Origin of the sequence: Streptomyces sp. CC0208 (assembly GCF_003443735.1) — a bacterium.
Taxonomy (GTDB): Bacteria; Actinomycetota; Actinomycetes; order Streptomycetales; family Streptomycetaceae; genus Streptomyces; species Streptomyces sviceus.
Genome location: NZ_CP031969.1, coordinates 5,538,917 through 5,563,714 on the forward strand (window position 1 = coordinate 5,538,917; position 24,798 = coordinate 5,563,714).

Annotated in this window: 25 protein-coding genes; 12 read left to right on the top strand and 13 right to left on the bottom strand. The window is 67.8% G+C overall.

Going from position 1 to position 24,798, the window contains the following annotated elements:
- Nucleotides 1-798, top strand: coding sequence for an SAM-dependent methyltransferase (locus D1369_RS25500; protein WP_037900188.1), 798 nt, complete (start codon nt 1-3; stop codon nt 796-798).
- Nucleotides 799-809: 11 nt separating this feature from the next.
- Here D1369_RS25500 and D1369_RS25505 read toward each other — a convergent pair whose 3' ends face one another.
- The 3 genes from D1369_RS25505 to D1369_RS25515 form a co-directional block, all read right to left on the bottom strand.
- Nucleotides 810-1,112: a zinc-ribbon domain-containing protein gene (locus tag D1369_RS25505; RefSeq protein ID WP_007382321.1), complete on the bottom strand. Its 303-nt coding sequence runs from the start codon at nt 1,110-1,112 to the stop codon at nt 810-812.
- Nucleotides 1,113-1,289: 177 nt separating this feature from the next.
- The gene (locus tag D1369_RS25510) at nt 1,290-1,958 is read right to left on the bottom strand and encodes a hypothetical protein (RefSeq protein ID WP_007382320.1); all 669 of its coding nucleotides are present in this window, start codon (nt 1,956-1,958) and stop codon (nt 1,290-1,292) included.
- A gap of 91 nt (nt 1,959-2,049) precedes the next feature.
- Nucleotides 2,050-2,874, bottom strand: a complete 825-nt coding sequence (locus tag D1369_RS25515) for an ATP-binding cassette domain-containing protein (protein ID WP_007382319.1) — start codon at nt 2,872-2,874, stop codon at nt 2,050-2,052.
- Between the two features lie 137 nt (nt 2,875-3,011).
- Here D1369_RS25515 and D1369_RS25520 point away from each other — a divergent pair, with 137 nt between their 5' ends.
- Complete coding sequence (locus D1369_RS25520) at nt 3,012-3,620, top strand: dihydrofolate reductase family protein (protein ID WP_037900187.1); 609 nt, start codon at nt 3,012-3,014, stop codon at nt 3,618-3,620.
- Between the two features lie 22 nt (nt 3,621-3,642).
- Here the strand turns inward: D1369_RS25520 and D1369_RS25525 are convergent, their stop codons facing one another.
- From D1369_RS25525 to D1369_RS25535, 3 genes are all read right to left on the bottom strand, one after another.
- Complete coding sequence (locus D1369_RS25525) at nt 3,643-4,632, bottom strand: BtrH N-terminal domain-containing protein (protein ID WP_007382317.1); 990 nt, start codon at nt 4,630-4,632, stop codon at nt 3,643-3,645.
- A gap of 207 nt (nt 4,633-4,839) precedes the next feature.
- Nucleotides 4,840-5,055 carry a DUF397 domain-containing protein gene (locus D1369_RS25530; RefSeq protein ID WP_007382316.1) on the bottom strand — a complete coding sequence of 72 codons (216 nt, stop codon included), beginning with the start codon at nt 5,053-5,055 and terminating at the stop codon, nt 4,840-4,842.
- Nucleotides 5,055-5,900, bottom strand: a complete 846-nt coding sequence (locus D1369_RS25535; protein WP_007382315.1) for a helix-turn-helix transcriptional regulator — start codon at nt 5,898-5,900, stop codon at nt 5,055-5,057. Before D1369_RS25535 ends, D1369_RS25530 begins: the two co-directional genes overlap by 1 nt.
- Before the next feature lie 204 nt (nt 5,901-6,104).
- Between D1369_RS25535 and D1369_RS25540 the strand changes: the two genes are divergently transcribed.
- Nucleotides 6,105-6,746, top strand: a complete 642-nt coding sequence (locus D1369_RS25540; RefSeq protein WP_007382314.1) for an ATP-binding protein — start codon at nt 6,105-6,107, stop codon at nt 6,744-6,746.
- 58 nt (nt 6,747-6,804) lie between these two features.
- Here the strand turns inward: D1369_RS25540 and D1369_RS25545 are convergent, their stop codons facing one another.
- Nucleotides 6,805-7,839 (bottom strand): hypothetical protein, encoded by a 1,035-nt coding sequence (locus D1369_RS25545; protein WP_007382313.1) that lies wholly within the window; start codon nt 7,837-7,839, stop codon nt 6,805-6,807.
- Between the two features lie 101 nt (nt 7,840-7,940).
- On the opposite strand from D1369_RS25545, the gene D1369_RS43070 reads away from it, so the two are divergent.
- The gene (locus tag D1369_RS43070) at nt 7,941-8,516 is read left to right on the top strand and encodes a hypothetical protein (protein WP_158680128.1); all 576 of its coding nucleotides are present in this window, start codon (nt 7,941-7,943) and stop codon (nt 8,514-8,516) included.
- Nucleotides 8,517-8,553: 37 nt separating this feature from the next.
- Here the strand turns inward: D1369_RS43070 and D1369_RS25550 are convergent, their stop codons facing one another.
- Nucleotides 8,554-11,694: a DEAD/DEAH box helicase gene (locus tag D1369_RS25550; RefSeq protein WP_037900183.1), complete on the bottom strand. Its 3,141-nt coding sequence runs from the start codon at nt 11,692-11,694 to the stop codon at nt 8,554-8,556.
- A gap of 386 nt (nt 11,695-12,080) precedes the next feature.
- Between D1369_RS25550 and D1369_RS25555 the strand changes: the two genes are divergently transcribed.
- On the top strand, nt 12,081-12,845 hold the full coding sequence (locus tag D1369_RS25555; RefSeq protein WP_007382311.1) for an SDR family oxidoreductase: 765 nt from the start codon (nt 12,081-12,083) through the stop codon (nt 12,843-12,845).
- A gap of 129 nt (nt 12,846-12,974) precedes the next feature.
- Here D1369_RS25555 and D1369_RS25560 read toward each other — a convergent pair whose 3' ends face one another.
- Nucleotides 12,975-13,823: a hypothetical protein gene (locus D1369_RS25560; protein WP_007382310.1), complete on the bottom strand. Its 849-nt coding sequence runs from the start codon at nt 13,821-13,823 to the stop codon at nt 12,975-12,977.
- A 373-nt stretch (nt 13,824-14,196) separates the two neighbouring features.
- On the opposite strand from D1369_RS25560, the gene D1369_RS25565 reads away from it, so the two are divergent.
- Entirely contained in the window at nt 14,197-14,676 is a 480-nt protein-coding gene (locus D1369_RS25565) for a hypothetical protein (protein WP_237557628.1), read from the top strand.
- 236 nt (nt 14,677-14,912) lie between these two features.
- A complete protein-coding gene (locus D1369_RS25570; RefSeq protein WP_007382308.1) occupies nt 14,913-15,269 on the top strand; it encodes a hypothetical protein in 357 nt (118 codons plus the stop codon).
- 63 nt (nt 15,270-15,332) lie between these two features.
- On the opposite strand, the gene D1369_RS25575 is transcribed toward D1369_RS25570, so the two are convergent.
- Complete coding sequence (locus tag D1369_RS25575; RefSeq protein ID WP_007382307.1) at nt 15,333-16,343, bottom strand: SEC-C domain-containing protein; 1,011 nt, start codon at nt 16,341-16,343, stop codon at nt 15,333-15,335.
- A gap of 116 nt (nt 16,344-16,459) precedes the next feature.
- Nucleotides 16,460-17,932, bottom strand: coding sequence for a hypothetical protein (locus tag D1369_RS25580; protein ID WP_007382306.1), 1,473 nt, complete (start codon nt 17,930-17,932; stop codon nt 16,460-16,462).
- Nucleotides 17,933-18,256: 324 nt separating this feature from the next.
- Here D1369_RS25580 and D1369_RS25585 point away from each other — a divergent pair, with 324 nt between their 5' ends.
- Nucleotides 18,257-19,045 (top strand): class E sortase, encoded by a 789-nt coding sequence (locus D1369_RS25585; RefSeq protein WP_007382305.1) that lies wholly within the window; start codon nt 18,257-18,259, stop codon nt 19,043-19,045.
- Between the two features lie 628 nt (nt 19,046-19,673).
- On the opposite strand, the gene D1369_RS25590 is transcribed toward D1369_RS25585, so the two are convergent.
- Entirely contained in the window at nt 19,674-21,065 is a 1,392-nt protein-coding gene (locus D1369_RS25590; RefSeq protein WP_037900179.1) for an MFS transporter, read from the bottom strand.
- A 68-nt stretch (nt 21,066-21,133) separates the two neighbouring features.
- Between D1369_RS25590 and D1369_RS25595 the strand changes: the two genes are divergently transcribed.
- From D1369_RS25595 to D1369_RS25610, 4 genes are all read left to right on the top strand, one after another.
- Nucleotides 21,134-21,661 carry a helix-turn-helix domain-containing protein gene (locus D1369_RS25595; protein ID WP_037900174.1) on the top strand — a complete coding sequence of 176 codons (528 nt, stop codon included), beginning with the start codon at nt 21,134-21,136 and terminating at the stop codon, nt 21,659-21,661.
- 38 nt (nt 21,662-21,699) lie between these two features.
- On the top strand, nt 21,700-22,005 hold the full coding sequence (locus tag D1369_RS25600) for a DUF6412 domain-containing protein (protein ID WP_086023254.1): 306 nt from the start codon (nt 21,700-21,702) through the stop codon (nt 22,003-22,005).
- An 86-nt stretch (nt 22,006-22,091) separates the two neighbouring features.
- The gene (locus D1369_RS25605) at nt 22,092-22,805 is read left to right on the top strand and encodes a YidC/Oxa1 family membrane protein insertase (protein ID WP_007382301.1); all 714 of its coding nucleotides are present in this window, start codon (nt 22,092-22,094) and stop codon (nt 22,803-22,805) included.
- A 127-nt stretch (nt 22,806-22,932) separates the two neighbouring features.
- Nucleotides 22,933-23,790 (top strand): fumarylacetoacetate hydrolase family protein, encoded by an 858-nt coding sequence (locus tag D1369_RS25610; protein ID WP_007382300.1) that lies wholly within the window; start codon nt 22,933-22,935, stop codon nt 23,788-23,790.
- 122 nt (nt 23,791-23,912) lie between these two features.
- On the opposite strand, the gene D1369_RS25615 is transcribed toward D1369_RS25610, so the two are convergent.
- Nucleotides 23,913-24,770 carry an LLM class F420-dependent oxidoreductase gene (locus D1369_RS25615; protein WP_037900173.1) on the bottom strand — a complete coding sequence of 286 codons (858 nt, stop codon included), beginning with the start codon at nt 24,768-24,770 and terminating at the stop codon, nt 23,913-23,915.
- Between the last annotated feature and the right edge of the window lie 28 nt (nt 24,771-24,798).

The following is a 24,798-nucleotide window of genomic DNA, read 5'->3' on the forward strand; positions in this document are numbered from 1 at the left end:
GTGGGAGAGAACGGCTTTCGCGCGCAGGAGATCGACACCAGCAAGCCGCACCCCGCACGGATCTACGACTACCTCCTCGGCGGCAAGGACAACTACGAGGTGGACCGCCAGGCCGGCGAACAGCTCGTCGCGGCGGCCCCGGAGGCGCGGATCGGCGTACGGGCCAACCGTGCCTTCCTGCGCCGGGCCGTCCGCCACGTCGTCGGCACCGGCGTCCGGCAGATCCTGGACATCGGCACCGGCCTGCCCACCTCGCCGAACGTCCACGAGACGGCCCTGGAGGTGGCGTCGGACATCCGCGTCGCCTACGTCGACAACGACCCGATCGTGCACAGCCACGCCGGCGCCCTGCTCAGCGCCGAGGGCACGACCGGCATCGTCCTGGCCGACCTGCGCGACCCGCGGGCGATCCTGGAGGCCCCCGACGTACGAGCCGTCATCGACTTCGACGAGCCGGTGGCCCTGCTCCTGGTCGCCGTCCTCCACTTCCTCGCGGACGCGGACAAGCCGCAGGAGATCATCGCCACCCTCCGCGACGCCCTCGCTCCCGGCAGCCACCTGATCCTGTCCCACGCCACCGGGGACTTCGCCGACCGCAGCGGGGCGGCGGCTGTCTACCGCAAGGCCACGGCCTCCATGAACCTGCGCACCCGGACCGAGATCGAGCGCTTCTTCGACGGCTTCGAGCTGCTCGACCCGGGCGTGGCCCAGGTCCCGTTCTGGCGCCCGGACACACCCCCGCCGCCCCGCTCGCACGAGATCGGCTTCTTCGGCGGGGTGGCCCGCAAGTCCGGCTGAGACCTCAGTCCTCAGTGCTGGTACGGCTGCTGCGGGGCCTGACCGCCGTACACCTGACCGCTCTGCCCGCCACCGGCGGCGGCCTGCGCCTGCAGCTGCTCCGCCTCCTGCGCGTTCACCTTGTTCTCCGCCCCGCAGAAGGTGCACTGCGTCGCGTACTTGGTGGAGATCGGGAACAGCGGCACGAAGAACAGCGTGAACTTCGTGACCCGCTTGCGCAGGGTGTGCGCGGCCGGGTTCCCGCACCGCCCGCACACCAGGGTGAGTATCGCGAGCTGGTACAGGTATCCCTTGGTGCCAAAGAGGATGAGCATGGTGTCGTCGCCTTCCGGGGTCGTTGCTTGAGAGGCAGTATCCCCGCAGCCGACGCCCGACCGCTCAGAGCTGCGGCAGTACGTGGTCGAAGAAGACCAGGCCCTCATCGAGGACAGGATGCAGCCCGGCGACCTTCTCTGCTGTGATCCAGCGCACGGTACGTCTGTCGGTGACCGTCATCCGGGCTCCTGACCGATGGCGGCGCCGACGCGGCCGGCCGCCCGCGCAGAGGTCCACCAGCTCGCCACGACCAGGGGCAGCACGGCCAGCAGAGGCAGCAGCGGGAAGCGGGAACCGGTGCCGTCGGAGGAGAACGCGGCACGGACGGCCGCGTTCGCCGGTGAGGCGGAGACCACCAGCAGCAGCACCGAGCCGATGAGCAGCGTTCCGGCCGCGCCCGCCGTCGTGCGCACCAATGGGGGACTGCCGACCGCTCCCAGCGCGCTGCCCGTCAGGGCGCAGACCAGGCCGGTGGCCAGACCGCCGCCGAGCACCGACGCCACGTTCTGGGGCGTCCGGCAGACCAGCAGGGAGCCCGCTGCCGCGAAAGTCACCAGCGCCAGACCGAGGACGAGGGGGATGACGAGCGCGGCGAACTGAGGTCGGCGGGTGCCGGTCGCGGCGGCGAGACAGGCGCGGGCGGCCGGCGGTTCCGCGGCCAGCAGGGAACGGGTGAGCCAGGCGAGGGCGGGCACCAGCACGGCGGCGTTCCAGCCGAGCTGACTGCCGAGCCGGGACTGGCCGTCCAGTGAGATCGCCACCAGCCCGGCGTACAGCACCACGGGCGGGAGCCAGCGCTGGGAACGCAGCAGGAGGGCGCCGTAGTAGCGCAGGAGCGCGGTCAAGGTCGGCCTCCGGCCAGGTGGGAGTCCTGCGCCCAGATCGGGGCGTGGGCGCCGTCCGGGACCCCGCCGTAACACCGAAGCCGCCCCCTGCTCACCGCTGTCCCCCGCTCACGCGCCGGACGTGAGCCCCCGGCTCGGCGAGCAGCGCGCGCAGCACCGCGTCCGAGTGGGCCTCGTCCGTCTCCAGCCGAACGCCCCCGTCCGCAAGCACGCCGACCGCCCGCACGCCGGGCAGCGCGGACAACTCCGCCACCCCGCCCGTCAGACCTGTGCAGTCGATCCGCACCGGCGCGCCGACGACCTCCCGCGTCACGGCGACCGTGCCACCGTCGACGGTCCACCGCAGATCGGTGCGCTCCGCGAGCCGGGCCGGATCATGATCGACGTAGACCACGGTCGCGCCCTCCGCCACCCGCCGCTCCACCTCCTCGTCCAGGGCGACCCGCGAGTCGGCGTCGAGTCCCGTCCATGCCTCGTCCAGCACCAGCAGTTCCGGCTCGGCGAGAAGTGCCTGTACGACCGCCACCTTCTGGCACGTCCCCTTGGACAGCCGGGCCAACGGCCGCCCCGTGTGCTCCTCGGCCCCGAACCGCGCCAGCAGCCGCGCCCCGCGCCGCTCCGCCTCCACGTCCGACAGACCGTGCACCCGCCCCATCAGCCGCAGATACTCCAACGCGCCGAAGGGCAGCGCGGGCGGGAAACGCTCCGGCACGTATGCAGTACGCGCCGGCCGCCCGAGCACCCGCCCCCGATCCGGCCGTGCCGCCCCGGCGACCACCCGCAACAACGTCGATTTCCCGCACCCGTTGGCGCCCTGGACCCGGATCAACCGACCGGTCGGCAACTCCAGATCCACATCACGCACCACCCAGGGCCCACGCCACCCGTAGCGCAGCCCGACCCCCTCAAGTCTCACCCGGCCAGGATAGGAGGGAGCTCGGTGCGGTGTGATGTGGTGCGCCCTGGCTGAGCCCCTACGGCATGTCGAACGTGCCGTCCCCCGATCGACGTGAGAGTGAAGCAGGCACACCCAGGACCCCAGGAGCCCCCGTCATGACCGTAACCGCCGACCTGGCCATCTCCCTCGACGGCTGCATCGCCGGCACCGACGTCACCCTCGACAACCCCGGCGGCACGGGCGCCGAACCCCTCTTCGAGTGGATCCACAACCTGGCGAGCTGGCGCGAACGCCAGGGCATGACGGGCGGCGAGGAGAACCGTGACTCCGAGCTGATGCGGGAGTGGTTCGACGCGACGGGGGCAGTGGTGATGGGCCGCACGATGTACGACACGGGGGCGGACTTCTGGGGCGAGGACCCGCCGTTCCGCACCCCCGTCTTCGTCCTCACCCACCGCCCTCGCCCCACCCTGGTCAAGCAGGGCGGCACGACCTTCACCTTCGTCACGGACGGCATCGACAGCGCGCTCGCCCAGGCCAGGGAGGCCGCCGGGGACAGGAACGTGGACATCGCGGGCGGCGCGAGGACGGTACGGCAGTACCTGCGGGAGGGGCTCATCGACGAGCTGCAGCTGCATGTGGTGCCGGCGCTGCTGGGGGACGGGCTGCGGCTGTTCGAGGGGGTGGGGGCGGGCCGCCTCGAACAGGTGAGGGCGGAGGCCACGCCTCTGGCGACCCACCTGAAGTACCGCATCGTGAAGTGACCTGTCTGCACCGGGACTCGGTTCAGCCCTCCAGGCGGCTCAGCGCCTCCATGGCCTCGCGCTCGATGCGTGACAGTTCGAGAAGGGCGGTGCCCGCCTGTACGAGGAACTGCTCATCCCCCGACTCACCGGCCTCGCTGATCAGCGCCGCGACCTCGGTCCACAGGGCGGCCGCCTCGGCGTACAGCCGGTGCCCGGTGCGCAGGTGATCACTGTCGACGAACTCGGCACACTCCGCGAGGAAGTCACGGTAGAGATTGCGGAACAGGGCGCCGCCCGTACCGGCCTTCTCCATCAGGAGGGCGGCCTGCGGCAGGTCCCGCCGCGGGTCGTCGGCCCGCTGGAGCCAGGTGAGCACCAGCTTGCCGCTCTTCTCGATGCCGCGGTGACCCAGGTTGGCGATGGGTGGGTTGAGGAAGGCCTCCGCGCAGCCGGTGATGGCGGGAACGACCGCTTCGTGAAGGGAGGACAGCCCGTGGGGAGCGGTGAGGGTGAAGGACCGGTGCTTGGCGGTCATGGGCCCACGCGCGGCCCTGGCCTCGGCCAGACTCGTCAGACTGGTGGAGACGGCACCCCCCTGCTGCTCGGTGTCCACGAGATGGGCGACCCGGTCGTCATAGCCGTACATGGCGACGACATGCCCCCCGAAATGCACCTTCGCCGTGAAGTAGTCCAGGTGATAGCTGTCGAGCTGCAGCCCGAGGGGCCGACCGGCGCCGATCGCCTCCACTACGTCGGCCCACGCCTTGCGGGGCGAGGCGGTCTCCCGTACGGCGAGCTCCAGGCCCAGTGCGTCCGCCAGGTTCCGCGTCAGCTCGAACGGCTTGACCCGCCCCCCGAGGAAGGGGAAGTCCATCCTCCTGCTGTCCCAGTAGATGAAGGACAGGCCACGGCCGAGCCCGAAGAGCATGGGTTCGGAGAGATCGATGCGCTGGTGGCGGAGGAGTACGCCGAGGGTGGTGGTTTCGCAGTGGTGGGTGGCGCGGACATCGATGCCGTCTACGGCGGTCACTCGATGCCCTCCTGGTCGGGAGCTTGGTTCCGTTCATCATCGCCGCGATGACGCCGCTCACCGCTCACCGCTCATCGATTTCTCGCTTCAGCCGTTCCGTGAGATCGATGCCTTCCCGCACAGCCGTGTCGATCACGGTCGTCTGCTTCTTCAAGTTCTCTTGTTTACGCGGAGTCAACGCAGCCCATGCCTACTGCGAGGTGAACCTCAGAGCGTCGGCTCAACGGGGAAGGGAAGGGGCAAGTTGACGCTCGCCAGGAACTTGGCCCAGGCTCCCGCTGATATGACGAGGTACCGGCGCTCAGGTGCCTTGGAATCCCGTACGAGGATTTTGGGCTGAACGACGGCGGCTTCCACGCACTCGGTCCCGCTGCCTCCGCTGTAGGAGGACTTGAACCACTCGTGCGTCGGTGCCTTCGTCATCAAAGCTCCTTGCTTATACGGCGGATGACCGCCGTCGAGGACTCAAGGTCGAGCGCCTGTGCGCTGAGGTACTCGAACGCCAATCTATATCGCTCCAGTTCGCGTTGCTTCTCCATGAAGAGGCCGCCTCCGAGCAAGTCCACGTACACCACGTCGAGTTCAGGCGTGGGTCCCCTTAGGACGGCAAAGCTGCCCACGGAAGCCGCGTGCGCACCCGACGAGAAGGGGAGTACCTGGACGGTGACGTGTGGTCGTTGCGCCATGGTGAGTAGGTGCTGGAGCTGGTCCTGCATGACCTCGCAGCCCCCAACTCTGCGCCGCAGTGCCGCCTCATCGATGACACACCACAGCAGCGGGGGTTCCTTCCGTTCGAGGAGCTCCTGCCTCTTCATGCGGATGTCGACCATGTGCTGAACTTCGCGCTCGGGGCACTGCACTTCCGAAGCCCGGTGGACGGCTTCCGCGTAGGCGCGGGTCTGCAGGAGACCGGGGATGTACATGCAGGCGTAGTGGTCTTCGCGTACGACCTCGTCCTCAAGCGTGAGCATGAGGTTCATCGACTCGGGGATGGGGTCGTCGAGTGAGCGCCACCAGCCCTGGATCTTGGCGCCTTTCGCGAGTTCTACGAGGGCAAGACGTTCCTCGTCGGAGGCGTCGTACTCACGGCAGAGGGCGTCAACGGCCGGCCACTTGACGGTGCCCTCCTTCGTTTCGTAGCGGCTCAGGGTCGCCTTCGAGATGCCGACGCGGGCGCCTGCCTCTTCGAGGGTCAACCCCTTTCGCTCGCGGAGACGACGGAGGTCGGCGCCGAGTTGGCGCCTTCGTGTCGTGGGTCCAACTGCCATTCCTGCGGCCCTTCGTGTCGATCTAGCAGATCGTCCTGGTTATCCCAAGGAGACGGCAAGGTGGCGTGCGCCGGGGGCGCTCGTGGTCTGCCTGCACCACCAGAGGTACGAGATGAGAGTTCCATTTTGAGAGTTCCGGTGCAACTCTCTGTATGCGGACAGTTGCGCCCCGCAACTCAACCCAGACCAATGAGGTGTTGATGGATGGACTGCATCGCTGGTGTCCCGAGGAAGCCCTGGAGTCTCCCCTTCACTGCGGATCCGCAGGAGGTCGCGGCGCTCCGGCGGATCATGCGGCTTCACTTGGGGCTGTGGGGCCTTCATGGTGTCGTCGATGCCGCTCAGCTCTGTGTGAGCAAGCTCGTGTCGAACGTCATCAGGCACGTGGGCGCCGGTACGCCCGCCACCCTTGTGGTGTCCATGAGCGGACCTCGGCTACGGATTGAGGTCCACGACTCCGACACCCGCGCCCTGCCGGTGCTCCTCGATGCCGGACTGGATGCTGAGTCCGGTAGGGGCATGTCGCTGGTCAGTGCTGTTACTGACCGTTGGGGCGTTCAGCTTCGGGCCGACCAGAAGGTGACGTGGTGTGAGCTGCCGACAGGGTTGCCCTCAGCCGAGGGGCACTCCGGGGGCGCTCGTGTGAATCGGGCGGAGGCCTTGCTGAGCGATTACGGCTGCCAGCATGCGCACCCGGGGCGGGCCAGGGACAGAGTGATCGCACTGGTCGAGGAAGCAGCAATCGATGTCGTTGTCGATGTCTTGCATTGGCTGAGGGCTCATGGGCACGACGCCGACGAGGCCCTTGATCGTGCACAGACGCGCTTTGAGGCTGAGGCTGAGTAGCTGACGGAGGACTACCGGCGCCCGCACCGATAGTCCTCCGGCTCAGCCCCTTACCCGCTCAGGAGGCCAGGGCAGGACAATCCGTGCAGCGGAAGCCAAAAGCGCTGCCCGATGTCGTTGTGCCTGCGCCGAACTCAGAGAAACCGCCGCTGTCATTTTGGTACACGATGCCAATCCCGTGTTCAGCGAGCAGATCACGGAGATCTTCGCGGGGGAGCGTCGGTGTGAGCACCATCAGATGGAGGGGCTGGTCGTGGCTGAGACGTCTCAAATAGCGTCGCGCATGGAGGAGTTGAGCTAGAGCTTGAGTGATGGACTCGCTAGCTGCACTACCTGTCGGCTCATACAGGGTGTTGTTCGTCTGGTTGTAGAGGTCGAATACAAGTTGAGACGTCGAGTTGCGCATCGACAGCTCCAACTGAACGATCGTTTCCCCGGCGGCAGCCTCCCGATCCTCGAAGGCATCTGCCAGATCATCTCGGGTCGCCATCCCCACCTGGTCGCCGCTGATCGGCTGCTGTTGGCGCCTTTGTCGTCGGTAGGCCCGGGCGAGACGACCTGCGGTCCGATGTAACCGAAATCTGGAAGTGGGCGCTGGCTGGAGCGTGTCAGAAGCCTCCCGGATACAAGGGCCGATGGGGCGCAGCCGGAAGACAATGACATTGCGGTCGTGACCTAGTTCGTCTTTGGCTTCCCGTATCTCGAACGGGTTGCGATCGTCAACCTTGAACTGGCCTATGTACCTGTGTGTTCGTGTGTCGCTTCCCGGAACTTTCCCCACGGCAACAAATAAATGTAGAGTACGCCCCTTGGTGGCATGCTCCAGAATCGCGGCATTTCCGCCACTGAGGGTCTGGTTGCCGCGCTTACCGGCTCCGGTGTAGGTGAATACGGGGCCTATGTCATCATCTTCGGCGAGCCATCCGTCACGGTATCCGTAACGCTCGCCAACCTTGCTGTCGGAGAATAAGAGGACGTTTCTCTTCTCCTTCGCCGGACAGATTCCTGCATAACCACTGCCGCCAAGTACGGGATGGATGTCTGCGCGAGTGAGGACGTCACCGGGTTGAAACCCGGGTGTGGGAGTTGCCATGGGTCGAGGTTAATAGCTTCAGCGGTCACAGAGTGCAGGAAGTGGCTCAGTCTGGCGGGAGGGGCGTTGTGATAGCTCTGGGATCCAGCGAGGATGGTGCGATGAGTGATGCTACGGGGACGGTCATCTCGGGCGTTATCGCTTTCGCGGCTGCGGTGATCGGGGCTGTGATCGCTGGACGGTACGCCAAACGTGGAGCGGAAGCGGGCGGGCGTAAGGCGGTTGAGGCAGCGCTAGCGCAGGTACATGGCCAGGCGGCAGCGGAGCACTGGCAATGGGTGCGCAGCCAGAGACATCAGTCCTTTGCTGCCCTCCTTGCGGCTTATGCCGCCCTTGACGAAGTGCTTGCCCGTATCGCACCTGGGGTGCGCATTGGGACTGGGTTTGATGAGGCGACAGGGCGAGAGGTGCGCGAGCGTGCACTCGAAATGCAGGCTAAAACCAGCCAATTGGCACTATGGGGTCCAATTGAGGCAAACTCTTTGGCTTACGCCATCATGGGAAAGTCGGTGGCGGCCGTGCGTGCCTTGCTGCACATCGAGAGTGTGAGTGCGCCTAGCCCTAGCGTTGATTGGTCCAGTTTTGAGCGTGCTAGGGATGAGATGGTGCAAGCGCACGCAACCTTCCTTCAGCGGGCTGGTGAGATTATTCGCGATCCCCGGCAGCCGGTCGGGTAGTGGCCTCGTGCTGCTAGTGGAAGCAGAGATGACCTTCCTAACCCGCAGCGATAGCCGAGTACGACCAGACGTCCGCAGGCAACTCATGATGTAGCTGCCAGGTGATCGCCATCGGTTTGCTGCCCTCATGCCGGACGTAGGTCGCAGGCCCGAGCAGCATCCACGGTTGGGCTTTGCCGATGTCGGTGTCTTTGTAACGCCGCATGAACAGCAGCACGTGGCTGCCGCGTTGGACATGCTCTCGGTAGCGCAGACCAGTGGGGGAGGTCTCTGCGGTGGTGCTCTGGGACTCCCAGTGAAAGAGCGAGGGGCTCAGCGCGTAATCCTTGTACCTGACCGTGGGGGAGAAGTCCTTCTCGTTCTTCTCGAGCGTGATCAGTAGTGCGTCCGTCTGGTTTGGCTGGTCCCACAGGACGCCCTGCGCGAAGGAGCCAGGCATCTGCCCGTTGAGGCGAGCGACACCAAGCGCGGCCAGGATCTCCGAGCGGTTGTACGCGCTGTGGATCTTCAGAGGAATATGCGTGTGTGGGCCTTCCAAGGGGATGGGGAAGTGATCGGCTTGGCCCATTACGTAGCTGAGGACCTGGCGCAGTTCGCTACGAAGGGATCGCTGTTCGCGGAGTGATTCCAGGCCTTGCGTGTAGGAGTCGAATCCACCGGCCTTGTCCCAGAGGTTGAAGAAGAGCATGCGCGCATACGTCTTGTCTCTTGGATTCAAATCCTCGTACGTAGGGGCGTTATCGTTCAGCAGGCGAGTATATGCCTCGGCGCGCTCTAGGTCGTCGACATGGAGGAACGCATGCACGCGCTTCAGTAGGTCTTCCTCGCCGGGCTGTTCAGGTAGCTCAGCCAGGCCGGCGCGGCGCAGGACGGATGTCCACGAGTTACTTGACTTGTACAACTCCTTGATCTCGCGTCGGCTCTCCCTGAGGTAGTCCGCCAGGCGCGGTGTACTGAAGGCCCTGGCTTCTTTAGCTAGGGTCTGAACGGTTGCCTTGATCTGGGCGCGGATGTTGTCCAGCACGATGTCCTTGGATTTACCTTCAAGGATGATCTGGCAACCGGACGGCAGCAGGGGAAAGTCATGCTCAGCGTGTTCAAGGAGGCGATTGCGCGACAGGTTGGTCATCGCCCGGAACTGCTCCTCGAATCGGAACTCCGCACGATGCTGACCAATGAAGTCGAGCACCGTGAGTACCGGCTTGTCCGGCGTGCGGCGCAGTCCCCTGCCGAGTTGTTGGAGGAAGACGGTGGCGCTGTTCGTCGGCCGGAGCAGCAGCAACGTATCGACGTCGGGGATGTCCAAGCCTTCGTTGAACAGGTCTACGGAGAAGATCACCTGGAGCTCTCCAGCCTTGAGTTCGGCGAGGATCCGCTCGCGAATCTCGGGCTTGGACTCGCTGTCCAAGGCTGCAGCCTTAATTCCCGCTTCTTGGAAGCATTTCGCCATGAAATGAGCATGCTTCCGGGTAACGCAAAAGCCGAGGGCCCGCATGTTCGTCGGGTCGGAGACCTTGTCTCGTACCTGTTTGATGACGATACGAGCCCTGGCATGGTCGGCGGAGAACAAATCACCGAGTTGGCTTTGATCGTATGTGCCCGAACGCCAGTTGAGGCGGGTGAGGTCCGTGCCGTCGGGCACACCGAAGTAGTGGAACGGGCACAGAAGATCGTTATCTAGCGCCTCCCATAGCCGCATCTCGGCAGCGATCCTGCCCTCGAAGAACTCGTCCTGTACATTGAGCCCATCGGCCCGTTCGGGAGTGGCGGTCAGGCCGAGAAGCTGCTTCGGCTTGAAATGGTTGAGAACACGGCGATATGTCGTAGCCGTAGCGTGATGGAACTCGTCGACGACGATGATGTCGAAGTGTTCCGGAGTGAATTGTTCGAGCCGCTGGCCGGTAAGCGACTGGACGCTGGCAAAAACGTGCTGCCAGTCGCGCGGTAGCTCGCCGCTGAAGAGTGGCTCACCGAAGGACGCGTCGTCGAGCACTTCGCGATACTTGCGCAGTGACTGGTTCAGGATCTCCTTACGGTGTGCCACGAAGAGCAACCGCGGGTACTTCTTGCCGCCCCACTGTTTGTGCAGGCTGCGGTAGTCAAGGGCGGCCATGACGGTCTTGCCGGTACCGGTAGCGGCTACCAACAGGTTGTGAGAGTGACCGCGGACCTCCCGCTCGACGCGCAGGCGCTCCAGCATGTCGGCCTGGTGCGGGTAGGGCCGAACCTCAAGGCCGGAGAGGCTGATCTTTGAGTCCTGGGGAGACGTTGAGCTACCGGCCACGCCCAACGCTTCGTCCAACTTGAGGGCGTCGCGAGCTGGATCGTACGTCTCAAAAGCGATGTCGTTCCAGTAGGAGTCAAAGCTGGCCTCGAACTTGTTCAATACAGCCGGTGTCGCCACGGATGACAGGCGTACGTTCCACTCTAGGCCGTCGAGAAGTGCTGCCTTGGAGAGGTTGGAACTGCCTACATACGCGGTATCGAAGCCGCTGTTGCGGCGAAACAGCCAGGCCTTGGCATGGAGGCGGGTTGAGCGGGTCTCGTAGTTGACCTTTACCTCGGCGCCGAAATCTTGGACAAGACGGTCCAGGGCGTGCCGGTCGGTAGCGCCCATGTACGTCGTGGTGATGACGCGAATGGGTACGCCGCGATGGGCGGCTTCACGAAGTGAACTCTCCAAAACGCGGATGCCATACCACTTGACGAACGCGCACAGCAGGTCGATGCGGTCGGCCGTGGCCAGCTCTGCGCGCAACTCGGCGCCGAGGTTGGGGTCGTCCGGGGCGTTGGTGATCAACGCGGTTTCAGAGAGGGGCGTCAACGGGCGAATCGCGTAGACACCGGGGGCTTCCTGCTCCGCGAGGGCGAGCAACTGTCGGGGGCCGTCGATGATGGCGCTGCTGCGTGCACTCTCGTTCAGTTCGGGCGCGCTACGTGTCAGCGATTGCAGGATCTCGTTGGCGACGGCTACCTGCTCCTGCTGCGGCAGTTGAGCCAACCGGCGGCCGATGGTTTCGCCGATATACCTAGCCAGCACGTGTGGGGTGGACTCTGCGGTGACCTCTGCGTCGATGGCTTTCCAGCCTGCAGCTTCGAGTCCCTGTATCTGGTCGTGCAACGCCTGAGTGACCAGCCGTTCGTGGACGCCAGCCCTGAGGTCACCCGATTCCGTCACGACCGCTCCCTCGTTCCCTCGCGCCGATGTGGATCTGTTCTAACAGCAGTCACTGACAATCGAAGGCGTTGTGTCGAAAAGTGATCGTTTTCAAGCCGTGGTTGCCGTAGATGCCACCCGCTTCCTTGCAGTGTCGTGCTTCCACGGCCTGCCTCAAGGGCGCTCCAGCACGGGGGAGAAGGGAGGCGCAGTCCTGGTTCGATGGTGCGCCGAGTTTGTCTGGCGGCTGACGGCCGGTGGGGGCGCGGGTGTGGATCGCGTGGGCTGAAGAGTGCGCCCCAGGGGCGTGATCTCCTGTGCAGTGTCCTGCCGAGGTCGGTTCGGCGGGTCCGATGGCCTCCGGCCGAAGCCCTGGGTGGCTGCCCGCCGCGGATATCTTGTCCGCCATGACTCAGATCCTGAGAAGCGGTCAGCATCACGAGCCCCTGGTCGGCAAGGTCGTCGTCGTGACCGGCGCGGCCCGGGGGCAAGGGGCCGCCGAGGTTGCCGCGTTGGGGCGGGCCGGGGCCACGGTGGTGGGGGCTGATGTGCGGCCGGAGGGCAGTGAGTGCCGGCGGCTTGATGTCAGTAGTGAGGCCGACTGGGCTGAGTTCGCCGCTGAGCTCAAGGAGACGTACGGCCACGTGCATGGGCTGGTCAACAACGCCGGGATCATTCAGCGGGATCGGATCGACAGTGTTCGGGCCGAGGACTTCGCGCAGGTGCAGGCCGTGAATACGGTTGGGCCGTTGCTGGGGATTCAGTACCTCGCGCCGCTCATGCCGCCCGGGTCGTCCATCGTGAACGTCGGGTCGTCTGCTGCGCTCACCGGGTACTACCCCGTTGCGTACACCGCCAGCAAGTGGGCTCTGCGCGGGGTGTCCAAGGTTGCCGCGATGGAGCTGGGGCCTCGGGGGATTCGGGTCAATACCGTGCATCCCGGGTACATCGAGACCGAGATGACCGCCGGGGCCACGGAGGCTTTCCGGAACGCGATGCTCGGGGAGACGCCGTTGGGGCGGAGCGGGAGCGTTGATGACATCGCTCCGCTTGTGGTGTTTCTGATCTCCGATCAGTCCTCGTTCATCACGGGGGCGGAGATTCCCGTCGACGGCGGGCTCAGCGCGCACGGCGGGGTCAAGTCCATCTCGGATGCGATGCGGGCCGACTGAGGGGGCTTGCTCGCGGTCCCGTCTCCTGCCTTGTTGCCGTCGGACTGCCCGCCTCTCCGGTGTGATGCCGGGCGCCTTGATGCATGGCGCCCGGCACCGGATTGCCGACGCGTGGTGCTGTCGGACTGGTTACCTGACGTCGACGAAGTCGCCGGGTGCCGTCGCCGCGGCGGTGGTCGGCGTGCCGGCGAAGACGTAGCGGTAGTAACCGTCGACCGTGGCCTTGGTGGTGGTCTCCAGGACGCCGGTGCTGTTCGTCTTGACGGTCTTGAGCGTGGTGTAGGTGTTGCTGCCCTTCTTGCGGAACTGAAGCTTCGCGGGCTGGGACACATAGCCCGCGAACTTGCCCGTCTGCCAGTTCGCGCGGGCGAGCTTGCCCGTGACCGTGATGGTCTTGCCCTTCTTGACCGGCTCGGGTGTGGCGTTGGCGGTCAGCGTGGAGGCCTTCTTGATCGAGACGGTGGCGACGTCGTCGTTGTAGCTGGCGTTCGCGTACAGGTCCCAGCCACCCAGGAACAGCTTCCAGATCCCGGCCACACCGTTGTCCTTCATGTCGGTGGCGGGGTGGATGTTGAAGACGGCCTTGCAGGTGTACGTGCCCTGGGTCGCCGTCTCCGTGCAGTTGGGGTCGTCGTCCGTCCCCAGACCGCCGGTGATGCCCTCCGTGGTCGAACTGTCGGTGCCCTGCCACAGGAAGGCCTCGGTGACGGCGACGCCGCTCTCGTCCTTGGCGGTGTAGGTGACGGTGACGGTCTTCGTGCCGGTGGTGCCGAGGACGATGTCCTTGCCCCCGTTGATGACCGCGCCCGAGAACTTCATGTTCCCCAGCGAGTCCCTCGGCTGAACGGACTGCGAGGTGAAGGAACTGAGCTTCGCCTCCGCACCCGGCCGTACCGCCGCCTGGGCGGCCACCGGAAGAGCGAGCGCGGACAGGACGACGGCGCCGGAGATGGCGGCGGCCGCAACGCGTATACGCATGAATCCCCCACGGGAAAGTGAGAGGCCCGCCCAAGTCCCCCCTTGGCCAGGCCTGTTGATCTCCGCATCATATGGACACGCTTCACAGCCAGTGAAGATCCTTTGGGTAAATAGTGTGTCTTTCCCGGCGCGTGGGGGTGGTGGTCCGGTTGGCCGGCAGCTGCTCAATCGCCGATGCGATTCTGCGGCTTCGCGTGCAGGGGCGGTGAAGCACTTCTCGCCCGTGTGTCCTTGCCGACGGCGAGGTCGCGCCGGTTTGTCGCCATCGGGTAGGGATTTCGTGAAAAGGCGGGTGGCCGTTCTGTGGCAGGCGGAGCATTCCGGTGCACGTGTCATGTACCGGATCGACGACGTCGCACCACGGGAGTTGCGGATGAAGCGTTTACGGAGAACACAGCTGCTCGGCCTCGGCGTCATGGCGCTGATGCTCGGGCTGGTCGCCGCTCCGACCGCGCAGGCGGCGCCGACCGGTGCGACAACTGCCGCCGCTCCCGCGGCCGTTGAGTGCAGCGGCAGCTGGGACGGCAAGAACTACTGGGCCAAGAGTCCTTCAGGGAGCAGCGGGGGTGGCTACGCGCGCACCTACTGGAACGCCTCGACCAAGCAGAACTGCGCGAAGTTCTTCTCCAGCCCCTACGACGGGCAGGCGTCCAACATCACGCTGTATCTCTTCGACGAGAGCGGCGACTACTCCTCCGACCCGCCGCAGGAGCATCCGGCGAACTACCACTACTACGCCGGGCCGCTCTACACCTGGTTCGACGCGACCAACAGGTGCATCCACCTGGGCGGGTCACTGGTCCGGGGTGGTGTGAAGTACACCCTCAGCACCCCTGACATCCGGTGCGGCTGATCCAGCGGCGTTGAACCGTCCAACGGCACCGAGCCCTTCATGGGTGCCGTCGGGCCGCCCGCTTCTTGTGAGCGGGCGGCCCGGAAGGACGGGGCCCAGGCGAGTTCAGGGTCGGTCGCTCGTCATGTCGGCCGGGATCGGGGGCGCGCCCTTCGCGTCTCGCCCGCGCGCCGGGTGAGTCGGCGGCTTGAGGCCGGAGGAGGTGGATTGTCAGTGGGCGTCGCCATGATGGACCCGTGGATGATCTCGCTGCGCTGCGGCAGGAGTTCTCGGGGGCCGAGGACGCGTTTCTTGTGATCGTGATTCGGGATCACCGGTGGGACAAGGGGGCCTTCTCCCGGCTGGAGCGGGCGATGCGGGGCGTGTGTGAGGCGTACGAGGAGTGTGGTCGGCAGGACTTGCCGCGGTGGCTGGTGGAAGGGTTCTGGCTGTGTGCCGACTGGCTTCCTGATCAGACGGAGCATCCCCGGTTTCCCAGGCCGGAACCGCCGGCGTATTACGAGGCGGCTCTGACGAGGTTGCGCGATCTTCAGTACTGGCTCGTGACGGGAGAGTCGCCGTACCTGCCCGGCAGCGCGGTGGCAGAGCTGTAGGACCACTCCGAGCCGGCGAAAACAGCAGGGGCCGAGTTGGATTTCCTCGGCCCCCTCACCGCGTCACTCCCCGTGACACTCCCCATACCCCCGCCCCGACCCGCACCAGCAAGCCGTCCCCCGCTGCGGCGGCCACTCCACCGCGCGGCCCCGTGCCGCCAGAGTTGTCGCGTACTGGGGGAGCAGGGAGGTCTCCGCAGGGGACATGCCCTCCGAGGCGGCGAAGGCCTCGTACGACGGGACCGTGCCCGACACGATGCCCAGGTTCGCCGTGCCGGAGGCGGCGAGCTCGCGCAGGGACGCCTCTATGGTCGCCAGGTGCTCCTCGTGGGAGGGGTACTCCGAGGACAACGAAGGGTACGCGCTCAGCAGTTCCGTCAGTTCGGGGGCGGACCAGTGCAGGACCGCCACCGGGAAGGGGCGGGACAACGCCGCCCGGAACGTGCCGAGTTCGGCGCGCAGGCGGGAGATCTCCGCCTCCAGCTCCGCCGGGTTCTCCGAGCCGAGGGACCAGACGCGCTTCGGGTCGTGCAGTTCGTCCAGGGAGACCGGGGAGACGTGGAGGGTGTCCGCCAGGACGTCCCAGTCGTCGTGGGCCAGGCCCAGCATGCGGCGGACGCGGTGGCGGCCGAAGAGGAGGGGATGGGCGGAGTACGGGGGCTCCGCATCGTCCGTCAGGAGGACTCTCGCGCCCTCCGTGAACGTCTCCTGCGCCTGCTCCAGCTCGTCGTGGGACTCCAGGGCCTCCGCGACGATCACCCAGGGGGCCGGGTCCCGGGGGGCCGCCACGCGGACGCCCTCGATGATCGCGCGGGCCTCGGCCTCGTGGCCGTACTCCCAGAGGTTCGCGGCCTTCAGGGCACGGACGAGAAACGGGTTGTCCAAGCCCTCCTGCGCGGCCAGCAGGCGGTCGTAGAGGGAGGACGCGGCGGGGCGGTCGCCGGCCAGCTCCAGATGGGCCGCGGCCTGCACGAGCAGGGCTTCGGCGTCCTCGGGATACCGGTCGGCGGTCCGCTCCAGGCGCGCCGCTTCGGCGTTGTGGTCGACGTTCTCGGCAGGCGTGTCGGGGCGCATGGGTGACACCGTACTGCCGATCAGTGACAAAGAAGAGGGAGGTGCAGGCCAGGGCCCGGTTAACAGGAGAAGAGCCCCGGGCCCGGCCCGCACCCCCCGCCCCTTCACGTGTCACCTCAGATCGTCACGCCGTCGATCTGCAGCGTCTGCACCGCCTTCGCCGCGAACGGCACCGCCACCGACTTCCCGCTCAGGAAGGTGTTGGAGTACGAGGCGTACTTGTCGCCACCCGTCGTCACCGTGTTCCAGCGCGGGACCAGGCCGCCGGAGCCGCCCGTCACCGTCGTGAACTTCGACAGGTCGAAGGTCAGGGTCTGGGCCGAGGTGGAGGTGTTCAGGGCCACGATGACCAGGCGCTTGGCCGAGGAGTCGTAGGCCGCGACCGCGTTGCTCACGCCCGTGTCGATGATCTTCATGCCGGGGCGGATGTGGCGGCTGAACTGGGCGAGCACGTAGTACTTCGTCTCGATCGCGCCGGCCTGAAGGGTACTGGCGTCGTACTTGATCACTCCCCAGCCCGCCGTCGGGTCCATGACCTGCCAGTAGACCCAGGCCGTGGGGTGCAGCCAGCGGAAGTCGTAGAGGAGGTTGAAGGCCGTGGTGTAGCCGGTGCCGTCGCTGTCGCCGGTCTCGGAGTTCCACAGCTTCTTGCCGGCCGTCGTGACCACGTCGGTGTAGAGGAGGTCCCGGCGGCCGTTCGAGCCCTGGTAGCCGTGCACGTTGACCTGGTTGACGTACCCCTTCGTCGTCGAGCTGAAGGAGTTCCAGGTGGTGCGGGCGAGGTCGTAGCTGGTCTCGTCCGAGGCCGAGATCTTCACCCCGGTCAGGCCGCGGTTGTTCAACTCGCTGCGCAGGTACGGCAGTACGGCCGACTGGACCGACGCGTCCATGTGGCAGCCCTCCTGCGTGCCGGTCGCCGTCCACCAGGACGAGGAGGGCTCGTTGAAGGCGTCCACCGTCGAGAAGTTCACACCCCAGTTGTTCTTGGCGTACAGGGCGGTCGCGGCGAGGTGGGAGGCGTGCTGGCGGTAGTTCCAGGTCTGGAGGTTGTTGCCGCCGCCGGAGGCGCCGGAGGGGTTGTGGTTCTGGCACATCCACCACATAGGCGAGTTGGCGAACAGCTCGCTGACAGCCCCTCGCTGCGTCGCCTTCACCAGCATCGCCCGCTGGTTGGCGTCCGCCGTCCAGTCCCAGGCCGAGGACGTCGGGTCCTCGTTGTTCCAGTCCTGCCAGTAGCCCTCGATCTGCTTGAAGGCGGGGATGTTCGGCGAGGCGGTCATCGACGTGCCGCCCACGGAGTTCCAGCTGGACGCGCCCAGGTTGTAGCGGGCGATGTTCAGGCCGAGGCCGGGGAGCGAAGTGCCGTTGTAGGAAGTCGACTTGGTGGTGAAGAAGATGTCGGCGAAGTCGTCCCGGGCGCCGAACACGTTGGCCCACCAGGCCAGCGAGGTGCCCCAGCCCTCCCAGGTGCCGTACGACGTTCCCGGGCTCACCGCGATCGTGGCGTCCGCACGGGCGGTACCGGTGGCCAGGGCGCTGCCGAGGAGGGTGCCTCCTGCGGCTGTCAGCAGCGTTCTGCGTCGGATCATGGCTACTCCGAACTCCGATGGATCGACGCGGCCGTGTGACCCGCGTCGTGGCCTGCCCCGTTCATGCCACGTCGAAGCATCGGGTGTGGCCAATGGGGTTGTCGAGAGTTCTGACAGCCCTTCTTACAACCGGTGGAGGAAGTTCGGTATACCGGACGCGCCGACGGCTTCGCCGCCTCCAGGTCTGCCGCTGCGCCGCCACCCGTCGACCGCTTCGCCGACGCCCCGTCCACCGTCCCGCCCGCTCTACGAGGCCCTCGACCCTGGTGACTTGAAGGTCCTGCCCTTATCGTGCGGGCGGCCCCGGCCGAGGAGGCGTGACCCATGCGGCAGCGCATCATGCACCACGGAGCCCGGCGTCGGCGCGAGCGTCGCCGGCGCGCGGTGTGGACCGGCGGCGAACTGCTCGTCACCGTGGGCGTCGTTCTGTTGCTGCTCGTCGTGCACCAGCTGTGGTGGACCAACCGTGAGGCCCGGGAGGGTGCTCAGCGCAGGGTCGAGGCGCTGGAACGGGAGTGGGGACGGGGTGGGGGAGGCGACGCCGGTACGGCCGCGGACTCCGGGTCCGCGCCCCCGTCCTCTGCTACGGCGGCTCCGGGATCCCGGGCCGGTCAGAACCCCGGCGCCGCCACCCCGGACTCCACCACCCCCACGCCCGACCTCTCCCAGGCGTACGCCGTCCTCAGCATCCCCCGGCTGCGCCTCCGCGTCCCCGTCGCCGAGGGGGTCGGCAAGCGGAGCGTCCTCAACAAGGGGTACGTCGGTCACTATCCCGGCACCGGGCAGCCGGGCGGCGCCGGGAACTTCGCGCTCGCCGGGCACCGCAACACCCACGGCGAGCCCTTCCGGTACATCAACAGGCTCGCGCCGGGGGACACCGTCCGGGTGGAGACGCGGAGCGCGGTCTACACGTACGCCGTGGACAGGACCCTGCGCCAGACCTCGGCCCGCGACTCGGGAGTGATCGGTCCGATCCCGCGCTCGACGGCCCATCCCGCCCACGGCTACACCACGCCCGGTCACTACATCACCCTCACCACGTGCACCCCGGAGTACACGTCCCGGTACCGGCTGGTGGTGTGGGGCAAGCTCGTCTCGACACGCCCGCGTTGACGGCGTCACCGCTCCGACGATCCCGGCACGCGGGAGCGTTGACCGCGTCACCGCGCCGGAACTCCGACTGCCGAGGGTGTGGATGGCGTCTCTTCTCTCGCAGTCTGACCACGCGGCGGTGTTGCAGGCGTCACCGCTCCGGCCCTCGGACTGCCCGTCGGCGTCGATGGCGTTCACCGCTCCCGCAGTCCTGGTAGGCGGCGGTGGTGACGGTGTCTCTGCTCTCGCGGTTCCAGGGGCGGCGTTGCTGGCGTCAGCGCTCCGACAGCCCGACCACGCAGGAGCGTTGACCACGTCACCGCTCCGACAGCCCGACCACGCGGCGGCGTTCCCGGCGTCACCGCTCCGGCACTCGGACTGCCCGCCGGCGTAGACGGCGTTCGCCGCTCCCGCAGTCCCGGTACGCGGCGGGTGTTGGCGGCGTCTCTGCTCTCGCGGTTCCAGCGGCGGCGCTGCCGGCGTCAGCGCTCCGACAGTCCACCGCGCGGGAGGGTTGACCGCGTCAGCGCTCCGACAGTCCACCGCGCGGGAGGGTTGACCGCGTCACCGCTCCGACAGCCCGACCACGCGGCGGCGTTCCCGGCGTCACCGCTCCGGCACTCGGACTGCCCGCCGGCGTGGACGGCCTTCACCGCTCCCGCAGTCCCACCACGCTCGCCGCCGCCACCAGTGCCAGTCCCGCCGACACCAGCATCGCGATGTCCGCGCCGTGGGCGAGGCCGCCGCCGGAGGAGGTGGCGATCGCGATGGTCAGGGCGACTCCGGCGCAGGAGCCGATGTAACGGAAGGTCTGCTGGGCGCCCGAGCCCATCGCCGCCCGCGCGGCCGGGACGGACTCCACGGCCAGCAGCGGGAGCGCCGCGTTCAGCAGGCCGCTGCCGATGCCGGCCACCACGAGGCCGGGGAGCAGCCGTACCCAGGAACCGGCGTCGAGCGAGCCCAGCATGGTCAGGACGCCCGCCGCGTGCAGCAGGAAGCCGATCGCGAGCTGCCAGCGCGGCGGCACCCGGCCGGCCAGGCGCCGGACCTGGAGGGCGACCACGAAGGACAGGCCGGACCAGAGGAGGAAGAGCCAGGCCGTGTCCATCGCGGACAGGCCGACGGTCTGCTGGAGGAGGGCCGGGAGGAAGCTGAACAGGCCGATCACCGCGAGACCCGTGAACAGTCCGCTGGAGGACGACGCGAGGAAACGGCGGTGGCGCAGCAGGCCCAGGTCGAGCATGGGGGTGGCCGAGCGGCGTTCCACCGCGGCGAACACGGCGAGCAGGACCACGAACGCCAGCACCAACAGGCCGACCGGTGCCCGCAGCCAGCCGTCCCGGCCCAGGGTCAGCGCGGCCACCAGGGCGACCAGGGCGAGCCCGAAGGTCACCGCGCCGGCGAGATCCGGGCGGCCGCCGCGCGGGGCCCGGGACTCGGTCAGGAGCCGTGCGGACAGGGCGGCCACTAGCACGGCGGCGGCGCCGAGAACGCCGTAGGACACTCTCCAGCTCGGCATCGCGCCGCTCAGCAGGGGGCCGACCGCGATGCCGCCGCTCACGAACGCGCCCCACACGCCGGTCGCGTGCAGACGGCCCCTGGGGGAGGGGAAGGCGTGGACGATCAGGCCCAGGCTGCTCGCGAGGAGCGCCGCGCTGGCCGCGCCCTGGGCGATCCGGGCCAGCGTGAACAGCCAGGTGGACGAGGTCAGGGCGCCGAGGGCGGTGGTGAGGCCGAGGGCCAGGGTGCCCGCGACGAAGATCCGGCGGCGGCCGTAGTCGTCGGCGAGGCTCCCGGCGACCAGGAGGAGGGCGGCGAGGCCGAGCGGGGTGCCGTTCAGGAGCCAGGCCTGGGCGGACAGCGGGGTGTGCAGGTCGGCGGCGACGTCGGGGAGCGTGACCATGGGCGCGGTGTACGTCATGAGGGCCACGGCGGTCGCGGCGCTGGTCAGGGCCAGGGTCGCGGAAGGGCGCGGGGAGGCTGGGGCCGGGGCGGCCGACACCTTCGCCTCCACGAGAGTTCGTTCACTGAACCTAGTCATGGCGAGAACCGTAGCAGAGTAGGTTCGGTCATTGAACCCACAGGCGGAAAGTGGTTACAGTGGGCGCCATGGCACTGGGCAAGGACTACGCGACACAGGAATGCTCGATCGCCCGCGCGTTGGAGATCGTCGGCGAGCGCTGGACCCTGCTCGTCATCCGGGACGCCCTCTACGGCGTCCGGCGCTACAACGACTTCCTCGTCCACCTCGGCATCCCGCGCGCGGTCCTCGCCGCCCGCCTCCAGATGCTCACCGAGGAGGGGATCCTCGAGAAGCGCAGGTACCAGGACTCCCCGCCGCGCGACGAGTACGTCGTCACCGACCGCGCCATCGCCCTGTGGCCCGCCATGCGCGCCCTCGGCCGCTGGGGCCGCGAGCACTACGCCGAGACCGTGCTGCGCGTCTTCCGGCACGCCGAGTGCGGCACCGAACTCGGCTCCTACGGCGAATGTCCCGCCTGCGCGATCGTCGTACCGGTCGCGGAGGTGCTGATGGTGCCGGGCCCCGGACTCGATCCGGACCCGGCGGATCCGGTCAGCCGGGCGCTGCTCAAGCCGAAGAGGCTCTTGCAGCCGATCGCGGTCGATCAGGTATAACCGGGGGAGGACTCGCAGCGAGAGGGGGAGTGGCCGTGATGCGCGACTGGACGACACCGCGCCCCGCCGCCCTGCTGCTGTTCCTCGTCCTCGACCTCGTCCTCCTCGACGCCGGCAGCTTCTCCGCCGCCGTCGCGCTGGCCGCCACCGCGGCGGCCGGCTCCGCGCTCGCCGCCTGCTCGCTGATCGCCTCGCGCTGCGCGCCCGCCGTACCGCCCACCCGGGTCCGCACCGCCATCCGCGACCGCGCCCGCCGTACGGCCTTCCTCTCGCAACGCGACCCCGACGCCAAGGGCCGCCCCCGCCCCCGAGCGCCCGGTCACGCCCTCCCGGCGACCGCGTAGGGGCTCACTCTTCAGGGACACCCCGCGCGGGTCGTCATGCCGCCTTCTTCGCTTCCGGCACGACGAGACCCCCGGAGGGCTCACCCATGTCCGTCTTCGCTGATCTGGTCCAACACCTCGCCGACCTGCTGCACCCCCTGTTCGGCGCCACCGCGGCCGCCGCCGCGATCGTCCTGTTCACCGCTTTCGTACGACTGCTCGTGCACCCCCTGTCCCGCGCCGCCGCCCGCGGCCAGAAGGCCCGCACCAAGCTCCAGCCGAAGATCGCCGAGCTGCGCAAGCAGCACAAGGACCAGCCCGACAAGCTCCAGAAGGCGGTGCTGGCCCTGCACGCAGAGGAGAAGGTCTCACCGCTGTCCGGCTGTCTGCCCGGGCTGTTCCAGCTCCCCGCGTTCTTCCTGCTCTACCACCTCTTCTCCAACACGACGATCGGCGGGAAGGCAAACGAACTGCTCAGTCACCAACTGTTCGCCGCGCCGCTCGGCGGCCGCTGGGCGGACGCGCTCGGAGACGGCGGGATGTTCAAGGGAGCGGGGCTCGTGTACGTCTGCCTGTTCGCATTCGTGGTCGTGGTGGCGACGTTCAACTACCGCCGCACGAAGCGGATGATGGCCACGAACCCGGTCATGCCGGTGACGGACGGGCAGCCGGTGCCCGGGGCGGGCGCGATGACCAAGCTCATGCCCTTCATGTCCTTCTTCACGCTCTTCACCGTGGCGGTGGTGCCCCTGGCCGCCGCGCTGTACGTGGTGACCAGTTCGACGTGGGCCGCGGTCGAGAGGGCCGCCCTCTACCGCTGACCGGCATGGTGACGGTCCAGTACGTGAACCGGGTATTGCGGACCGGACGCTCAGCTTGGAGGATCGACCAGTCATCCGATGGCTGCACCCACCGGGTGGCGCCCCGCGATCGAGGGAGATTGTGATCATGAAGTTGCTGCGAGTCGGTACGGCGGGAACGGAGACGCCCGCGCTGCTCGACGCCGACGGGGTCCTGCGGGACCTGTCCGGTGTCGTGGACGACATCGACGGGACGCTGCTCGCCGACGACGCGGCACTCGGCCGGGTCCGCGCGGCCGCGGAGGCCGGGGACCTGCCGGCGCTGGACGCCACGGGGCTCCGCGTCGGGCCGCCGATCGCCCGGATCGGGAAGATCGTCTGCATCGGCCTGAACTACCACGACCACGCGCGCGAGACGGGAGCCGAGCCGCCCGCCGAGCCGGTGATCTTCTTCAAGGCTGCGGACACGGTGGTCGGGCCCTATGACACGGTTCTGGTCCCCCGGAAGTCGGTGAAGACCGACTGGGAGGTCGAGCTGGCGGTCGTCATCGGGCGTACGGCCCGGTATCTGTCGTCCGTCGAGGAGGGACTCGCCCACGTCGCCGGATACGCGGTGGCGCACGACGTGTCCGAGCGGGAGTTCCAGATCGAGCGCGGCGGGACGTGGGACAAGGGGAAGAACTGCGAGACCTTCAATCCCCTCGGACCGTGGCTGGTGACCGCGGACGAGGTTCCGGACCCGCAGAGCCTGTCCCTGAAGCTGTGGGTCAACGGCGAGCTGAAGCAGAACGGTACGACCGCCGAGCAGATCTTCCCCGTCGGTGAAGTGGTGCGGTACGTCAGCCAGTTCATGACGCTGTACCCCGGTGATGTGATCAACACGGGTACGCCCGCGGGGGTCGCGATGGGGGAGCCCGAGCCCAAGCCGTATCTGCGGGCCGGGGACGTGGTGGAGCTGGAGATCTCGGGGCTCGGGCGTCAGCGGCAGGAGTTCAAGGACGCGTAGACGCTCCGCTGGGGGAACCGGGAACTGCGCCTTGTTCGGCGGCTGCGGGCCGTCTGTGGCTTGTCGCGCCCACGCGGCGGAGCCGCATATTGATACAGCCCCGCGCCCCTGGTAGCTGATCTTCACGCCAGTAGCGATGCGAGGTTGCGCCAAGCCTCCCTCGTGAGGGTGTAGCGCGGGCCGCCGTCCACGATCTGCAGGGCCACGTGGTCCGCGCCCGCCTCGGTGAACTCGCCGATGCGGGCGCGGATCCGGTCGTCCGTGCCCCAGGCGAAGACCGCGTCGACCAGGCGGTCGCTGCCGCCGTCCAACAGGTCGTCCTCCGTGAAGCCGTTGCGGAGGAAGTTGTTGGTGTAGTTGGGCAGGCCCAAGTAGATGGCCAGGCAGTCGCGGGCCACGGCGCGGGCCCGCGCGGGGTCGGACTCCAGGACGACCTTCAGCTCCGGGGCCAACAGGGGCGCCTCGCCCAGGAGTTCACGGGACCGTGCCACCTGGTCCGCCGTGATCAGGTACGGGATCGAGCCGGCCGCGCGGTCCCGGGCCAGCTCGATGGTCCTCGGGCCCAGCGCGGCCAGGGCGCGGCCCTCGGCCGGGACTCCCGCCTTGTCCAGGGCGTCCAGGTAGGCCACCAGGGCCGAGTACGGGCGCCGGTACTGCTCGGCGAGCTTGGCGTGGCTGACGCCCAGGCCCAGGACGAAGCGGCCGGAGTGGGCGGCGTTCAGGTCGGTGAAGCTCGCGGCGGCGGTCTCGGGTTCATGGTCCCAGATGCTCTGGATGCTGGTGCCGACGACAATCCGGGACGTCGCATCAAGGAGCGGGGCGGCGTTGGCGGCCGAACTGCTGCCGCCCAGCCAGATCGCGCCGAACCCGAGTTCCTCCAACTCGGCGGCGGCCTCGGCGCGTTCGCCCCGCAGTGCCGGGTCTTCGCCGCGCAGGCCGCCGCCGTTCCAGATGCCGTACTTTCCGATGATCTGCTTCATGGCAGGTGCCAACGCGGGAGAACCCGGC

What these genes read in the sequence shown, in the direction of transcription:
- D1369_RS25575 (WP_007382307.1), bottom strand. Translation starts at nt 16,343, where the DNA reads ATGCGCCCCGACACGCCTGCCGAGAACGTCGACCACAACGCCGAAGCG.
- D1369_RS25605 (WP_007382301.1), top strand. Translation starts at nt 22,092, where the DNA reads ATGTCCGTCTTCGCTGATCTGGTCCAACACCTCGCCGACCTGCTGCAC.
- D1369_RS25555 (WP_007382311.1), top strand. Translation starts at nt 12,081, where the DNA reads ATGACTCAGATCCTGAGAAGCGGTCAGCATCACGAGCCCCTGGTCGGC.
- D1369_RS25520 (WP_037900187.1), top strand. Translation starts at nt 3,012, where the DNA reads ATGACCGTAACCGCCGACCTGGCCATCTCCCTCGACGGCTGCATCGCC.
- D1369_RS25595 (WP_037900174.1), top strand. Translation starts at nt 21,134, where the DNA reads ATGGCACTGGGCAAGGACTACGCGACACAGGAATGCTCGATCGCCCGC.
- D1369_RS25560 (WP_007382310.1), bottom strand. Translation starts at nt 13,823, where the DNA reads ATGCGTATACGCGTTGCGGCCGCCGCCATCTCCGGCGCCGTCGTCCTG.
- D1369_RS25585 (WP_007382305.1), top strand. Translation starts at nt 18,257, where the DNA reads ATGCGGCAGCGCATCATGCACCACGGAGCCCGGCGTCGGCGCGAGCGT.
- D1369_RS25540 (WP_007382314.1), top strand. Translation starts at nt 6,105, where the DNA reads ATGGACTGCATCGCTGGTGTCCCGAGGAAGCCCTGGAGTCTCCCCTTC.
- D1369_RS25545 (WP_007382313.1), bottom strand. Translation starts at nt 7,839, where the DNA reads ATGGCAACTCCCACACCCGGGTTTCAACCCGGTGACGTCCTCACTCGC.
- D1369_RS25535 (WP_007382315.1), bottom strand. Translation starts at nt 5,900, where the DNA reads ATGGCAGTTGGACCCACGACACGAAGGCGCCAACTCGGCGCCGACCTC.
- D1369_RS43070 (WP_158680128.1), top strand. Translation starts at nt 7,941, where the DNA reads ATGAGTGATGCTACGGGGACGGTCATCTCGGGCGTTATCGCTTTCGCG.
- D1369_RS25615 (WP_037900173.1), bottom strand. Translation starts at nt 24,770, where the DNA reads ATGAAGCAGATCATCGGAAAGTACGGCATCTGGAACGGCGGCGGCCTG.
- D1369_RS25505 (WP_007382321.1), bottom strand. Translation starts at nt 1,112, where the DNA reads ATGCTCATCCTCTTTGGCACCAAGGGATACCTGTACCAGCTCGCGATA.
- D1369_RS25565 (WP_237557628.1), top strand. Translation starts at nt 14,197, where the DNA reads ATGAAGCGTTTACGGAGAACACAGCTGCTCGGCCTCGGCGTCATGGCG.
- D1369_RS25580 (WP_007382306.1), bottom strand. Translation starts at nt 17,932, where the DNA reads ATGATCCGACGCAGAACGCTGCTGACAGCCGCAGGAGGCACCCTCCTC.
- D1369_RS25610 (WP_007382300.1), top strand. Translation starts at nt 22,933, where the DNA reads ATGAAGTTGCTGCGAGTCGGTACGGCGGGAACGGAGACGCCCGCGCTG.
- D1369_RS25590 (WP_037900179.1), bottom strand. Translation starts at nt 21,065, where the DNA reads ATGACTAGGTTCAGTGAACGAACTCTCGTGGAGGCGAAGGTGTCGGCC.
- D1369_RS25600 (WP_086023254.1), top strand. Translation starts at nt 21,700, where the DNA reads ATGCGCGACTGGACGACACCGCGCCCCGCCGCCCTGCTGCTGTTCCTC.
- D1369_RS25530 (WP_007382316.1), bottom strand. Translation starts at nt 5,055, where the DNA reads ATGACGAAGGCACCGACGCACGAGTGGTTCAAGTCCTCCTACAGCGGA.